The organism is Lysinibacillus parviboronicapiens (assembly GCF_003049575.1).
GTDB lineage: Bacteria > Bacillota > Bacilli > Bacillales_A > Planococcaceae > Lysinibacillus > Lysinibacillus parviboronicapiens.
Window position 1 is genome coordinate 73,771 of sequence record NZ_PYWI01000004.1, and the last position, 15,237, is coordinate 89,007.

The following is a 15,237-nucleotide window of genomic DNA, read 5'->3' on the forward strand; positions in this document are numbered from 1 at the left end:
TAACTGGATTTTGGCTGAACCAATTCAACAGACAAAAACCAGCTCAACATGTTGAACTGTTCCCCAATTATTCTAACGTGTCTAACAAGGAGGGACAGTCCATATGTCGATGCTGGTTTTTCAATATTTTAGGTCATCGTTTTACTTTGCTTTTAACGTTATATTAGCTGCAGTAGCCCAGTTGTTGAGTGGTGCTACTTGATAAGTGCCGCCAGACTTTAAAGTGCCTTCTTTTACATCAAAGATACCGACAGCGCCTTTTCGTGAAGAATAGCGATATTGCGCTTGGATTTTTTCTCCATCATCCCCTTGTAATTCTACACTGCGTCCAGCAAATAATTCCATACCTGGGTCTCTATCTAACGTAACTTGCAATGATTTATCATCAATTGGTTCCACCACTTTGATTGTCAATGGCGCGATTTCTGTTGCTGTAAAAGTTGGGTTATTCACGGTTGCCCAATCAGACGTCACAGTATACTGCATACCTGGCCTTAATGTCCGTCCTTCGGGTAAGCGGAATTTTGGTGCTTGTCTGCGATCAGCAGCTTGTGTAAACAAAACGTAACTCGCTTGCATTTCTTCTCCATCCTCTGCGGTCAATGTCACCACACGGTCTCTTAAAGAGGAGATGACTTGATATTGCTTGCCACTTTCATCTTTATTTTCATCATTTACTAGGAAAGATTGATCGCCTCTCGCATCTTTATAGGCTTCAATAATGTTGGAATAATCGGTTACACCTTGTTCTTTAAATGATTCGATTTCAAAGGTATCATTTGCGACCTGTTTTGTTTGACTGACATTAATTTTTTCATCGCTGCCCTCAAAAATCTGTGCTTCTCCACCTTTATAGCTTAACGTATATGTCGTGTCAGGTTGTTGGACTGTCACTGGGAAAATATATGTGCTTTTTGAACCTATTTTTAAGCGAGGTACATTGACAATACCTAAATTATGATTGAATGTATAATCTTTTTGGATAGCATCTAAGTTTTCTACTTTAACAGCTTCTTCTGGTAGTGGTTCAGAAAATGTTACTTGTAATGTTATAGCATTTAGCGCTTGTATTTCCATAATTTGCGCAACCTCTTTTGCTTGTTGTGATGCTTCCTGTTGCGCTTGCTCTTGCTTTGGTTCTGCTTGCTTATTTAGAAAGTTACATCCTGTTAATGTTAGCGTTGCGCCTAAAAGTAGTGGTGTAATAAATTTCATCTTGTTGTTCATTCTACGACTCCTTTTTCTCATCAATTTTTTATTTTGCCCCAGCTTGCTTTAATAATTGCAGGATTTCATGGAAATCCTTCGCTTGCGCATGCTGTAATGGTGAAATGTTTTTGTTATCAGGTATATTGACATCTGCTCCATAATCTATCAACAACTGAACTACTTGTTGCTGTGTTTGACGGCCATCATTTAAAATAATTGCTTCCATTAAAGCTGTCCATCCAAGGTTATTCACATGGTTTACATCTACTTCTGTAGTTGTTAGTAATTCTTGAATAACGTCTATATAACCATGTTCAGAGGCGGGTATTAAAGCCGTACCACCATAGCGATTTGTGATGGAAGGATCTGCACCAGCTGTTATTGTTAGCTTCAAAATTTCAAGATAGCCCTCGGCACCTGCATAGAGAAAAGGATTATTTTGCCTATCATCCTGAATATTAACATCTGCACCGGCTTCAATAAGCATTGTTGCCATCTCAACGTCATTGTTATACGTTGCAAGCATAACTGCCGTTCGTTTGTTAGCATCTTGCACATTAATATCTATATCTTTGCTAAGTAAATCTTGTATTATACTGACTTCACCTTGTGCCGCTGCTTGAAGCAACTGTTCATTTAATTCAACGCTCATTATTTCACTGTCCTTTTGTAGTTTTAGTAATTCTGCTTCATGATAGGAGGAACATCCTTGAAGCAAAAATGTCAATCCTATGATACTTCCCCTCATCCACTTCCCCATTGCATAGTCTCCTTTTTTTACGTCTTGTCCTAGTCGTTCATTTTATCTACACACCTAAATAGACTTTACTTGATTTAGTTCTAGATGATGATGTTGTGCTAATCACGCCTCTATCATTAAAACTTTTGTAGCTCTCCTATTATTTTAGTCCGTAATGCTAAATTCCCTAAAACAAATTCTTAAATAAGGTTAAAATTTTCGCAAAAAATTTTTAAGGTATAAGCCCTTCGACAGATTAGAATAGAGGCTAGGACAAAACTTTAAATTTTAAGAAAGAGCAGCAAAGGTATTATTAAATTGTTGCTATCTAAAATAAAGAAAAATTTAGACGTTCTTCCTTTTGGCATCAATAAAATTTAGAAGAGAGCACTAGTTGATGGTAGCAAAGGCGGCGACTCCTGGGGGATTAGCGTGACGCCTGAGACTACAGGCTCAGGACACGCCCCCGGAAAGCGTCCGCCGTAGTGGACATCAACGTTCACAGCAAAAAAGTGTTAGATCGACATCAGTCAATCTAACACTTTTTCTCTTTTGTCCAGCCTTTATTAAAATTTTATTTTGCTAGAAAAAATACATTTGTGGAAGTTGCCCAATTATTTACCGGTACTACCTTATATGTTACGCCTGATTCCAAAGAAACATCCTTTACATCAAAGATACCGATAGCTCCTTTACGAGCAGCATAACGATATTGAGCTTGGAGACTTTCCCATCTTCAGCTTGTAACGCAACATTGCGTCCTGTAAATAACTCCATACCTGGGTCTTTATCTAACGTAACTTGCAACGATTTATCATCAATAGCAGCCACTGTTTGAATAGTAAGTGGTGCGATGTGCTGTGCTACAAAAATTTTGTTCTCAATTTCTGCCCAACTGGAAAGAAAGCGACACTGTCATTATCCCTCTTCAAGGATGACAGTATCGCTCATTTTTTAGTTTAATTCTTTACTCGATAAGCGTTTATTGGCCATAATTCTGATCCATTCTATCAAAATGACTGCGATTAAAGAAAGACCAAATAACGGCATCAATAGACCTAATACAATCATGAACACGATAAAAGGTATGGAAACCTTCTGCGATATTTGAGGCGGTGCAGACAGGACGCCATTTTTCTTTCGAAGCAACCACGTACGGAACCCCCAGAAAATAACGGCCAAAAATGCAACACAGACGATTAAATTTAACAATTTATTTGGCCAACCAAATAAGTGTCCTTCATGTAAGGGGATTCCCCATGTAAACCATTTTGCTAAAATCCCATAATCCTCATAGCCAACCTTGGCCATAAATTCACCGCTATATTGATCGAAATACATGGTAGCTTCTTCATTAGGACTCACATCAAGTCCAGTTACACCTGTGTTGCTCGATTTGGCAACTGTAAATACACCGGTTTCACTTGTAGGATAAATAATCGAATAGGGTTTTGCAATGTCCATGGCATCTATTTGTTGTTGAAGACTTTCTACAGCTAATTGATTCGGATTGGTCACGTTATTCATTGTCGCTCCCATTCCATGATGTCCAGCATGTCCATTGTCAGACACAGGGGGCTCTTGTTGACGTGTCGCCCAAGGTATTTCACTCATATCCGAAGTAGGCGGTTGCTGTTGTAATAACGGCGTGCCGAATGAAGGATGTTCTTGTGACGCATTATAAATGAGATTACCCATCAACGCAGACCATGGTAGACCTGTGAAAATAATGACAATCATCGGGATGGTCACGATTGTCCCAACAAGAGCATGCCATCTTTTATTTTTTTGTCGTTTGTTTGGCTGTTTCGCTTTCTTTAAAACTTTTCCTTTAAAGGTCATATATAAACCTGACAGTAGTAGAAAAATGGCCCAACACGCCGCTAATTCTACGAGATAATTCACAACGGTTCCCCCGATGAACAAGGAACTGTGCAAGTTTCTAAGGATATTACCAAATGTGTATTGCGCATCTTGATGACCCACAATTTGATTGTTGTGATCTAAAAACAAATATCGCTGTGCGCCTTCTTCATTTGTCATTGTTAAACGCGTATTATAAGGTTCTTCTAATACTATAATTTTATCAGTTTTGAAGCCTGCAAATGCCGCTTCTGCTTCTTTAATCCCTTCATCAATCGATAATACTTCTGTTTTTTTACTATCTCCAAAGAAATAATCATCATATAACTGATTTTCCACATCTGTATAGAATAAATACCCGATGCCACTTAGTGTCAATGTTAAAAGAAGTGGTGTCATAAATAATGCTGCATAAAAGTGCATTCGCCAAAAGCTAGCATAAAGCGTGTTTTTCATTCAAATTCTCCGATCTATTATAATAAGAGCAGATTTATTATATATTGAAAAAGTGAAATATGAATGAAGTCCTAGAAAACTTTTAATGAAGTTTTATTTGACAGTAAACTGTCTTTCATCAATCTTTCTTTAGTGACGTTCATCATCTAAGTTGAGTGTAGTAACAACAGATTTCATTTTTTACCTTAAAAAGCTACTTAATGCTCCACCAAAGGAAAGCTTTAAGTAGCTTACTTATTTTATCCGATTACTTCTTTTCTGACATTGCTGTAGGCTGCATGAATGTCTGTATGATGTGCTTCATCTTGCCTTACAAACTGTTCAGCCAATTCCTTTAAAGTTTTTCTTGCACCATCAAACTGCTTTTGCATAATTTCATTTTTAAAGAGACTTTCATAATACTCGATTACCTGTGGATTCATGTGTAACCCTCCTTCATTTTTAGCATAAAAAAAACATCTTTCCCTCTTTAGAAAGATGTTTACTATGACAAATACACGACATAATACGCCGACTGCCATGCTGGTAAAAGCTTTCTATTAGTCATAGAAGCTACCCTTTTGACGATCATCGTACTATGAGCATGCAGAAGAATTTCTCTAGTCACACTCAACACCCCCTATCCTCGTAGGTTTTTTAAGGTTTTTGAGTATTATCATATGACTATAAGAATACTATTATATCAATGTTTTAGCCGTATATAAGAAGGTACAGAAACCTAACTTCTTTAATTGTTAATATTTATTGTAAAGGGTTCTGTACTTAATGTCAAAACTAAGATGTTAAACAATGTGGATGCTGAGGAAAAGTTGATGGGAACATTATTCCTATCAGGCCAAAATCGTGAAAAGGTTCGAAGCAATGTTTCGACCTCTGAGGGAAACAATCCTTACCTCAGGTCAAAAATGATAAGGATATCGTAAAACGCGACACCCTTGGAGAGAACTTTGCGAGTATGTGAGGTAACTAATGGTTACACCACATTAGAAAATATAGATAATGACGAAAAGGTTCTAAACAATGTTGATACCCTTGGAGGTCAACAGTCTCTGTGGTTCCTCACTGAAGATGAACTATACACAAAAAAAGAGCTACTCAATTAAGAGTAACCCTAGTTATTAATGTTTGATGATATTGATTAGGTTGTTCATTTCCTTGTCGCTGAATACTAACGTGTAACGAGCACCTTTTTCAAATAATGCATCTTCATTAAAGCGACCTACTTCTATGAAGTCTAAAAATACTGGAATCTCCTGTCCGCCTACCTCTGTGAATACTTCAACGCCATTTGAAGTCAGAGCTTGATAAGTGACCTCAACGCGAGTTTGTCTTTGATTGTGTTGTCCGATAGATTGCTTGCCTCTGCTGTAGCTCATTTGAAACCTAACCTAATGCTAATGCACCTGCTAATAATAATTTTTTCATAATAAATTCTCCTGTTCTGATTTTAGTTTTTTGTTTGATATTGTTAAAGCTTATTTACTTGCGGTAATTTCTGGTTCTGTAGGTTTAGTATACTAATACAGCACTTTTTAAACTCTCTTGATTGGCATATCTAAATTCAAGTTTGAATGTATCACCATTTTTAGGAATTTCCCATAAACTAGCATTTTGGAAAACGCTTGTATAAAAACTATATTCTTTTCCTGTTTCTACGCTTGCAAACTTATACATACCATTAACTGTGCCTACAAATTTAGCTGTGTCGAAGTTGATGTTCAATTCAGGTGAGAATGGGTCTTTAATAATTGCTACAATCCTTTTATTTGTTGGCTTACTGTAATCCTCTACAATCACATATTGTTCACCGTCTACTAATTCTGGCAAAGAAAAATCATTAGTGTATACATCTCTGGCTTGTACTACATCTTCCCTAACTAATTCGCTAAATTCTAGCAAGTTGTTATCACCTGTTGCTTGTTGAACTGCTAAAGTTCTTTCATGGTTATAAAACATCGTTGAAGCTACTATAGTAGAACTCGCATCATAATATGGTTTCAGCATATCACTATAAACTGAGTGTTGTGGAAATGATGGATGAGATGGATTGAATGGGTATAACGCTTCTGCGTCTGCTGATTCACTATTCATACTTCCAAACATAAAACCACCTGTTGTTGCAACTCCTAAAGCTAATACACTTGCTAAAACTTTCTTTTTGATGCTCATAAAAATTCTTCCTCTTTTCTGTTTTTATTTGTTTTATTCGTCTTGCTAATTCATATACTACACTGACCACGCAATAGAATCACACAATCTTTTTAAATTAATTTTTACTTCCTATAATAGAGCAATAATTAGTACGCTTAGATTCAAGTAATGTAATCGCTACTGCTTCTGCTTCTTTCTGTGTACTGTACTTTCCAGATTGGATTCTGTAACCATCTTTATCGTTGCCAAAGACCTCTGCATATCGTAGCATTCTCTCTGCAACGAGTTTCTTACTTTCTGATACAGCAAAACTGCCTTAGATGAATAAGCGCTTGTATGAATACGGTACGCTTTAGGATTTGACTCTACGCTATATCCTAATTTCTTAGAGGTAATCTACAGTACCAAGTGGAACACAAGTATTTAATTGAATCCATTTCATAGGGTCTACAGTATATTTCTGACCGCTAACCCAAGAGTCATTGTGTATTTCGAAATGTAAGTGTGTCCCCGTACTACGACCAGTACTCCCCATCATACCAATCTTTTGACCTTGTTTAACTCGTTGACCAACCTTTTTTGACTTAATATGTTCTTCTAATATGTCTTCTAGTAGCCAATACATGGCGCTACGTTCGGTATGGTTCATAAAGAAACTGGATATCGAATGATACGTGAGCTTCTATTAATTATCCCACGTAAAGCAGGTAAATCTACACTAGATTCAGCAATCGCTTTAATACGCAATACGCAATTCGCAATTCTTACCTTGACACTCATTATCATTCATTACTAATCAGAAATACACAGGATGGTGTCTAATGAATACGAATGCAAAGATAGATGATAACGAAAACATTCGTCCAATTAAAGGTAGCAACCAACGTAAATTCAGATGGTTCTATAAAAGTTAATCCAGAGGTTTATATGAGGATGCTATTAGAAGAACCTAACTGTCTCCACCATTCATAATATATCTGTTTGCATAAGTATGTATAAATGTATGTGCTGATAATCGTACATCTGTAAATTGCATAACATCCTGTAGACGTTTGAATATGCTCTTTGTAGCTTCGTAGGACATCTGAGAACCGTTTCTATTAGCAAATATATAATCTGGCATCTCAGTAAAGTACCGACTGCAATACAGTCTCAAATCATCCAATTCTGATTTAACTCTATCAGTCAATAGAACAGTTTCTTGAGTACGATTTTTGCCATATATGATTAACTGTGTATAAGTAACATCGAACCATTTCGTAGTTCCCCGATTCTAATCCCAGTTCTAAGCAAAGTTATAATGATTGCTGAGTTTCTATATGCTGTATATTCATGGTCTTTTCGTTTTAATCGTCTATAGTATCGTAGCATCTGTTTAATATGCAAGTTTGTGAATACCTCAATCTTATTATCTGTCTTCTGCTTGACACCTTATAACATGGATTCTTTGATATGTATTCATTCTCAACTAAGTGATTGAATAGCGCTCGTAGATTCTTTAACTTATTATTGATTGTGTTTGGATTATTTCCTCGTTCCTTCTTACAGTACACTAAATAAGATTTTATCGTAATCGTAGAGACGTCTGAGATGTCTAGTATATCATTTTCCCTCAGCCACGTTTGAAACTCCTTGAAGAATATGCTGTAACCTTATAAAGTCAAATTGAAATAAGTAAGAATCAATAGTATATTTTTGAATAGCTAGGACTTAATCGTTAGAAAACACCTTTTATAACAGATGGGATTAAATTGTTTCACCCTGCTGTAACAATCAATATTGTCTATATATATTCATCTCGCACCAAAATTGTAATTATGTTACACTTTAACAAAATACTGATTGTTCATTTGTTCAACTAACAACCAGATAATAAGACAAAGTGATTAAGGAGTTGAAAAAAATGAATGCATTTATGCTAGAAGGATGGACACCCATATTACTTCTGGGGGCTATATTTATTGTTGGGGTTTACTTCTTATCTCGTAAGGTATCACGAAAAACTTTATATACAGTTTCGTTAGTATTGAGCTTAATTTGTTTCGGCTTTGTCTTATACAGCATATTTGTTGTTGGTGGATGGGAAGGTATGGGACTAGGATTGGTTGCGATTAGCGTTCTATTAGGAACATGGCTAGGCACTATAATTGGCATTTCTAGTAAAAATATAAGTGTGTAATTTATACCACAATTGGGTTATTCAGTTCAATAAGATTAGGACTTGTGTTTATGATTAAACTTCATATATGCAAGTCCTTTTGTTATTCACCCTCAATCGCCTCTTTAGCTCACATAGCTTTAAGTCCAATCAAGCAGCCTGTGGAAATAATTCCTCTGTGCCTGTTTATCTACGCACAATATACCCAACTATGCGTGGACCTTTAAGCGGCTTCTTCTTTTTATCAACAGGCTTATTTACATTTGTTGAAAGCTTTTATATTCCTTGTCCTCCACAGATATAATATACAACAAAACCCCATCGTCTATAAAAGAAACTCAAAATTTAGAGCGTCCTATGCCTTTCTATAATTGGTTGACTGGACGTGGCCCTCCACAATACATTAATAGGCCTACCTTAGATAACTGGATTGAATACTACAACACCGACAAGAAAACCCAGATTCCATTCATAGCGGTTATCGTCTCTACCAATTAGTTAACATGATGTATGTATCAGAATAAAAACATTAGTTCATATAAATGCAAACAAACGTTCTTGTCGAGGGAATGTGGAATGATGAAAGAACAACTGATTAAAGCTATGCAAAGTATTGATTTAGTTATGTACTTTTTCCACATATACACTTAAAATGGTAAATAGTGAAAAATTAGTTTGTAGGAGAGATTGAAGTGAAAAAAATAGTAGCAATAGTTGCAATTGTATTAGTAGCGATTGTAGGAATATCTTACTTTATTATTGATTCAAGATATGAAAAAGAAGAAATATTAAACGAGTTTATGGTCCCTAAAGATGCGATAATAAAATATGAGGATGAAGGTAAAGCCTTTAGTAATATCAGTTACAAATGGTCTAAAGCTTCTAATAAAGGAATTCCATTTGATTATAAAATGATCTTAATGATTAATGGATGGGAAAAAGAAAAAGATGAAAAAGATATAGGACGCTGGTCGGGTCGTTTTAAGAAAGATGACATTTTAGTTTCAATCGGCACTTCAGAACCTGATATTTTAGCTATTGCATCTAAGAAAGAACCTAAGTAAAAATAATAAAAGCCCAGGCTCATTAATTGAGTACTTGGGCATTTTTGTTATGTACATACATAATTAAATTTCTTAAAATGGAAAATAGTTCATCAAAAGTTAAGGAGGGGAAATTATGAAAAATTGCCCTAACTGTTTGGCCACAAATTCATATAAAAAAGTTTATAAGGAAGACAAGAATATATACGTATGTGAATATTGTGGGTCAGTATCGGAAGATTACACAAAAAATGAAGAAGATTATGAAGAAAAATATAGTAAAGGCAAAAAAATTATCGAGGAATATAATTATTCAGAAAATAGAACCTATTATTATAGAGAGGTTGCCCCATCAAAATGGCCAAAAAAATTAGCATTAATTTTGATTAGTATATTAGGAGTATGGATATTTGGACAATCTATGGTATTGATTTTTTCAGAAGAAGAGAAGCCGACAAAACAGATCTCAACCATTACGCCAGAAGAATTTCAAAAGCTTGAAATAGGAATGAATGAAGAAACCGTAATAAATATCGTAGGAGGTGCTCCATTGAACTCGGATAGAGACAAACGTAATTATAAAGGAGAAAACGGTGTAGAAGAAAATTCCAGGGTACTTTTAGAGTTTTATTATGGAGAGTTAATTGCTATATATGAATTCGGATTGATTACAAAAAAGAAGTATGAATAGCGTTATCCATAAATCATTTTTTACAATACAATACTCTAGAAAAAAACTTTTTTAAAATTTGGACCAAGACAGCAATTTGATATGCTAGCTTGGTCTATTTACTGCTACAATATTCCGTTATCTAAGCCAACTTAGCTGACTGGCTTTTGTTGCTAGGCATTGCCTGTACAATTAGCAACCGTAACCGTCACTTTGCCGGTTCTATCCGTCAGTTCCTAAAATCAGCTTCAAAAAGAGGAGTCTTTGGACATTAGTAGAAGTGGATAAGGAAAAGAAACTGTTCCAAGATAAAGGAGAGATATACATGATTATTGGCTTACATCACGCACAAATTACGATTCCAAAAGGCGCAGAGGAGGAAGCTAAACATTTTTATAGCACTGTATTAGGGTTAAAAGAAATTGAAAAACCAGATTCGCTCAAAGGTCGTGGCGGATTCTGGTTACAAGTTGGTGGTATAGAGGTGCATGTCGGAACAGAGGATGGTTTTGATAGACTCACAACAAAAGCCCATATCGCATATCAAGTAGACGATGTGTGCTATAAAAAAAAAAGATTGACGGAACAACAACACATCGTCATACTAGATTCGGTGCCCATTCCTCATTTTGAACGTTTTGAGTTTAGAGATCCTTTTGGCAATCGAGTAGAAATCATTCAAGCACTTTAAATGCCAGTACTGTAGTTTTTGTAGCGCAAGGAAGCGATCGCCAAAAGCAGCCATCAATCATTGACGGCTGCTTCCAATTATAATTTAAATTGCTGTACCTCTTTATTTAAACTTTCTGCTAATATTGCTAATTGCTCAGTGCTTTTCGCGATTTCGTCCATTGTTCCAACTGTTTGATCGATGGTTGCTGTCGTTTCTTCAACACCCGCTGCTGACTCTTGCGAAATGGCCGCAATATCATCAATGGATCGGTTGATATGGTCAGTAGTTGTTGAAATATCTTGCAGATTTTCGGTAATGCCTTGAATACTTGTAAACATATTATCCATGGCAGAAGCTATATTTTCAAAGGTTGTACTCGTATTCGTAATTTGCTCTGTACCATTTTTTACCTCTTGATATCCCTTTTGAAGCGATGCTGTTACACCTACTGTTTCACTTTGAATACGTGTCACTATCGACGAAATATCCGTTACTGAGAAGGACACTTGTTCTGCAAGTTTACGGACTTCATCGGCCACAACGGCAAAGCCTTTGCCCTGTTCCCCTGCTCTAGCCGCTTCGATAGCAGCATTCAACGCCAATAAATTGGTTTGATTGGCAATATCGTCAATCACTGATATTAATGTTGAAATTTCTTGCGATTGGCGATTTAAATCCTCCACATTTGTCACAGCCTCATAGATAATTCGATCGATGGCAAACATTTGCTGAGTAGATGCATCCATCAATTGTTGACCATTTGCAGTAAGCTCTAATACTTCCTTTGAATGTCCTTGTAAATTTACACCTTGTGTATTTGCCTGTTGCACATTCACTTTAAAAGTGTCAATCATTTGCGCTAAGTCACTCGCATTTTGAGCTTGAGATTCAGAACCACCCGCTAACTCTTGCATCGTCAGTGCGATTTGCTGTGCACCCGTTTTTACTTCAAGAGAGGACTGCGCTAGTTCCTCACTACTGGAAGCCACGTTTTCTGACACTACGTGTATCGATCCTAGTATTTCATGAAGCTTACTATTCATGGTATTTGTAGATTGTACAAGTAAGCCAATTTCATCCTGCATCCTTACTGGTAATGCCGGCTGACTAATATCACCCTCGGCCATCCTCGATATTTTTTCAATTACGACTTTTATCGGATTGGCAATCATGCGCTCCGAAAAGTCAGCGGTTACAATTGCAAGTATCGTTGTCAATAAACCTATGAATACACCTAAGCGCATCGTGAATTTGGATTGAGCAATCATTTCTTCACCCAGTTTATTAATGGCATCTTCCCTTGCCAAGGCAAGTCCTTCATAGCTTTGTCGTATTTCGGCTGCTAGAGTATCAATTGAATTTAGGTTTTCAATGGCCATTTCGATATTCCCTTTATCGTACTCATCAAATACTTTCGTTTGCACATAATTCCGCCACTCTCTTGCCTTCTCCACAGTAGTGGCTAAGCTTGTATCTGTCGAGTATTCGGTTAAAATGGCATTATTTTCTTCTGCAATTTTTATATAATCGTCAAATTCTTTTTTATACTGTTGATTACCGGTTAGGACATAGCTCTTAGCAGCAGTTGTTCTGACACTTATTGTTGAGGCAAGCTTTTCATTTGCTGTTAGTAGCTGTAATTCTTTATGCACAATGTTTTCACTCGCAGTAATGACTCGTTTGTTTGCAAAATAGCTATAGGTGTTAAAACATGCAATAAAAAATACGATAATAAAAAATCCACTTAAAATTTTTGCTCTGATCGTTTTGAACCTTAGTTTCTGCAACATACTACTAGCCCCCTCTTATAGTGAAAAAATACAAATTAAAAGCAATTGTTCGTATATATCACCTACTTTTTTAGTGGTTATGTTGTTATATTATCTGTTAAATCAACCTAAATATATCATATATTACCTATTTAACCCATGACTCGAATTATGTATTTAATTGGTGATTCTTATCACAATAATTCACGAAAAATATGCATTTATTAGTAAACGATAAATTAGAAAGTTATTTTTATGTCATGACTTAAAATAATTTTGATAATTTTGTGTTTGTGTGGAAGCAATGATTGATGAGCATAATGTCACGACTTTGTCATATGTAAAGCAAGCTATGGCAACTATTCTGCTATTTTTTGAATATCAAGAATAAAGTAACCTTCACCAGTAGGCTTGTCATGTTGTTGAAGTATGTTATCGAAAATAGAGGTTATGAGGCAAAAATGGTGATTCTTCAGGTAATTGCAACAATCATCACGAAGCGATCGGCGAGCCCCGACTGCACCTGTTGATTGAACTAAAGGTCAATCGCATGTAGCGCCAAAACAAATCCTGACAAAAGGGGCGTCCCTGCTTCAAACACCTTCTGTCGATTTAATCGAGGTGGAAATGATAGAATCGTGCCACATCTTATACACGAAGCTTCGGTATTTGATGCTGTAATAAAGTTCATGTAATTGTCTTACAATGCTAGGCAAGACCTAGTTAATTCGAAAGGCTATAAACCTTGGTAAAGTACAGTTTCAATGCATAAAAAATTGGCACAAATGCTAGTCGTGGTGCACAAATTGACGCCCATTTCTGCAAGTTTTACATAAACTGAAACAATTGTAATGAAACTGTAAACTCCAAGGACAAAGCCTTTTATATCAAGCTTTAAAGCCTTATTGAGACGATGCGTGGAAACATTTACCTAGAAGAACCTATACTTTTTCATGCTACGATTATGCCAATCACTAGCCAGCAGAATTATTCCAATCGCTAGTATTCAGGAGGTAACATACAGCATGAAAAAACATTTTTTAACAACTACATTGGCACTCACATTAGGTTTTAGTTCATTGGGCATGATTCCAGCAGCCATGCACCCAATAGAAGTAGAGGCCGCAACTACAAATGCACAAAATAACGCTCAAGCCGTTGCAACGAAAGCGGACCAACTCATTCAAACAGGGAAAGGCTTAATTGGTAAGGCTACTTACAGCAATACAGAATACAAGTCTACATATCCTTACAAATTTTCGTGTGCTTCATTTTTAATGTATATTTTCGAGAAGAATGGTGTGGACCTTGGGACATATAATGAAAATTATATGATTCAGCAAGGGACATATGTTGCACGAAATCAATTACAAAAAGGGGATTTACTTTTCTTTAAGAGTAAAAAAACCGGAACAGATCCGGATCATGTAGGCATGTATATTGGCGACAATAAAATGATTCACATGGCTGATACTAAGCAAAATATCGTTATTTCTGATTTAAATAGCAAGCCGTATTATACAGAAAATTATGTATCAGCACGAAGAGTCTTACCTACTCTACTGTCAGCTAATCCTGCAACGAAGGGCGATAAAATTGTTGAAAACGCCTTAAATTATAAAAATAAAGTGACAATGAGCTCAACAAATAATGAATCAAATCTACGCTTTACAGCTCCAGGGTTTGTAGACTTTGTCTATCGTAAAAGTGGCGTGAATCTTGGTACAACAACCTTAAAGGAACAAATGAAAGTAGGAACAACAGTTTCTCGTGCCAATTTAAAGAAAGGTGATTTAGTATTCTTTAATAGTATAAAGGGCTCTCAAACGCCTTCACTTGTAGCTATCTACGCTGGGGATCACCGTATCATCATTCCAAATTCAGACGGTGTTATGACAAGAGTGTTATTTGTTGACTATTATGCTGAGCACTATATTACTGCAAAACGCGTTTTTTCTGGAAACTCAACGCCGATTGCCAACGCACCATCAGCTTCTGCTGATAAAATCATCGCTACTGCTTCTAGTATGACGGGTAAAGCAAAATTTGGTTATTCGTATAATGAAAGCTCACTGACATTTACAAGTGCAGGGTTTACCTATTATGTCTTTAAAAAGCATGGTATTGATTTAAAAGATAAACTAGCAAGTAAACAAGCGTTAGCTGGGAAAAGCGTGCAAAAAACTCAGCTACAAAAAGGTGATCTACTGTTCTTCTCCACAAATAATGGTGGTCAGCAAATTACACAAACAGGGATTTATCTTGGCGGCAATCAATATATTAGCATGACTTCTAATAATATAGTGAAACAAAGTCTGAATTCTACATGGGCAAAACAAAACTATGTTTCTGCTCGCCGTGTATTATAGTGTAAATTACTTTAGCTATGTCCCATAAATGGATCGAGTCAGCTAGGTAGTAGTATACGCTGAAAATATCACACATTGTTATTCTTTGCTTAACTTCCATACAGAAAGGGGGTGTCTCAAATGACTTTGAGGCACCC

The 15,237-nt window shown here is 36.2% G+C and carries 18 protein-coding genes; 6 read left to right on the forward strand and 12 right to left on the reverse strand.

Annotated elements, in window-relative coordinates; genetic code table 11:
• Window positions 1–141: 141 nt before the first annotated feature.
• From C9J35_RS05840 to C9J35_RS05870, 9 genes are all read right to left on the reverse strand, one after another.
• Window positions 142–1,227, reverse strand: coding sequence for a hypothetical protein (locus C9J35_RS05840; RefSeq protein WP_107923777.1), 1,086 nt, complete (start codon window positions 1,225–1,227; stop codon window positions 142–144).
• Window positions 1,228–1,255: 28 nt separating this feature from the next.
• Window positions 1,256–1,969, reverse strand: a complete 714-nt coding sequence (locus C9J35_RS05845; RefSeq protein WP_054768458.1) for an ankyrin repeat domain-containing protein — start codon at window positions 1,967–1,969, stop codon at window positions 1,256–1,258.
• Between the two features lie 645 nt (window positions 1,970–2,614).
• On the reverse strand, window positions 2,615–2,755 hold the full coding sequence (locus C9J35_RS23515) for a hypothetical protein (RefSeq protein ID WP_167395927.1): 141 nt from the start codon (window positions 2,753–2,755) through the stop codon (window positions 2,615–2,617).
• A 147-nt stretch (window positions 2,756–2,902) separates the two neighbouring features.
• Complete coding sequence (locus tag C9J35_RS05850; protein ID WP_107923778.1) at window positions 2,903–4,267, reverse strand: PepSY-associated TM helix domain-containing protein; 1,365 nt, start codon at window positions 4,265–4,267, stop codon at window positions 2,903–2,905.
• A 239-nt stretch (window positions 4,268–4,506) separates the two neighbouring features.
• Complete coding sequence (locus C9J35_RS05855) at window positions 4,507–4,689, reverse strand: hypothetical protein (protein ID WP_054768457.1); 183 nt, start codon at window positions 4,687–4,689, stop codon at window positions 4,507–4,509.
• Window positions 4,690–5,385: 696 nt separating this feature from the next.
• Complete coding sequence (locus C9J35_RS05860; RefSeq protein ID WP_054768455.1) at window positions 5,386–5,643, reverse strand: hypothetical protein; 258 nt, start codon at window positions 5,641–5,643, stop codon at window positions 5,386–5,388.
• Between the two features lie 133 nt (window positions 5,644–5,776).
• Window positions 5,777–6,436 carry a hypothetical protein gene (locus C9J35_RS05865; RefSeq protein WP_054768454.1) on the reverse strand — a complete coding sequence of 220 codons (660 nt, stop codon included), beginning with the start codon at window positions 6,434–6,436 and terminating at the stop codon, window positions 5,777–5,779.
• A gap of 97 nt (window positions 6,437–6,533) precedes the next feature.
• A complete protein-coding gene (locus tag C9J35_RS23520; protein WP_167395928.1) occupies window positions 6,534–6,689 on the reverse strand; it encodes a hypothetical protein in 156 nt (51 codons plus the stop codon).
• A gap of 114 nt (window positions 6,690–6,803) precedes the next feature.
• Window positions 6,804–7,043 carry a M23 family metallopeptidase gene (locus C9J35_RS05870; protein WP_425312815.1) on the reverse strand — a complete coding sequence of 80 codons (240 nt, stop codon included), beginning with the start codon at window positions 7,041–7,043 and terminating at the stop codon, window positions 6,804–6,806.
• 42 nt (window positions 7,044–7,085) lie between these two features.
• On the opposite strand from C9J35_RS05870, the gene C9J35_RS24830 reads away from it, so the two are divergent.
• Window positions 7,086–7,214 carry a hypothetical protein gene (locus tag C9J35_RS24830; protein ID WP_369122288.1) on the forward strand — a complete coding sequence of 43 codons (129 nt, stop codon included), beginning with the start codon at window positions 7,086–7,088 and terminating at the stop codon, window positions 7,212–7,214.
• Window positions 7,215–7,367: 153 nt separating this feature from the next.
• Here the strand turns inward: C9J35_RS24830 and C9J35_RS24835 are convergent, their stop codons facing one another.
• Window positions 7,368–7,646 (reverse strand): tyrosine-type recombinase/integrase, encoded by a 279-nt coding sequence (locus C9J35_RS24835; RefSeq protein WP_107923780.1) that lies wholly within the window; start codon window positions 7,644–7,646, stop codon window positions 7,368–7,370.
• 118 nt (window positions 7,647–7,764) lie between these two features.
• Entirely contained in the window at window positions 7,765–8,061 is a 297-nt protein-coding gene (locus C9J35_RS24840) for a phage integrase SAM-like domain-containing protein (RefSeq protein ID WP_107923781.1), read from the reverse strand.
• Between the two features lie 260 nt (window positions 8,062–8,321).
• Here C9J35_RS24840 and C9J35_RS05885 point away from each other — a divergent pair, with 260 nt between their 5' ends.
• From C9J35_RS05885 to C9J35_RS05900, 4 genes are all read left to right on the forward strand, one after another.
• Complete coding sequence (locus C9J35_RS05885; RefSeq protein WP_054768453.1) at window positions 8,322–8,597, forward strand: YesK family protein; 276 nt, start codon at window positions 8,322–8,324, stop codon at window positions 8,595–8,597.
• Window positions 8,598–9,268: 671 nt separating this feature from the next.
• A complete protein-coding gene (locus C9J35_RS05890) occupies window positions 9,269–9,640 on the forward strand; it encodes a hypothetical protein (protein ID WP_054768452.1) in 372 nt (123 codons plus the stop codon).
• Window positions 9,641–9,755: 115 nt separating this feature from the next.
• A complete protein-coding gene (locus C9J35_RS05895) occupies window positions 9,756–10,310 on the forward strand; it encodes a TFIIB-type zinc ribbon-containing protein (protein ID WP_107923782.1) in 555 nt (184 codons plus the stop codon).
• Between the two features lie 304 nt (window positions 10,311–10,614).
• A complete protein-coding gene (locus C9J35_RS05900; RefSeq protein WP_054768465.1) occupies window positions 10,615–10,980 on the forward strand; it encodes a VOC family protein in 366 nt (121 codons plus the stop codon).
• 77 nt (window positions 10,981–11,057) lie between these two features.
• Here the strand turns inward: C9J35_RS05900 and C9J35_RS05905 are convergent, their stop codons facing one another.
• Entirely contained in the window at window positions 11,058–12,752 is a 1,695-nt protein-coding gene (locus C9J35_RS05905; RefSeq protein ID WP_107923783.1) for a methyl-accepting chemotaxis protein, read from the reverse strand.
• A gap of 1,004 nt (window positions 12,753–13,756) precedes the next feature.
• On the opposite strand from C9J35_RS05905, the gene C9J35_RS05910 reads away from it, so the two are divergent.
• Complete coding sequence (locus C9J35_RS05910; protein WP_107923784.1) at window positions 13,757–15,100, forward strand: C40 family peptidase; 1,344 nt, start codon at window positions 13,757–13,759, stop codon at window positions 15,098–15,100.
• The last annotated feature ends 137 nt before the right edge of the window (window positions 15,101–15,237 follow it).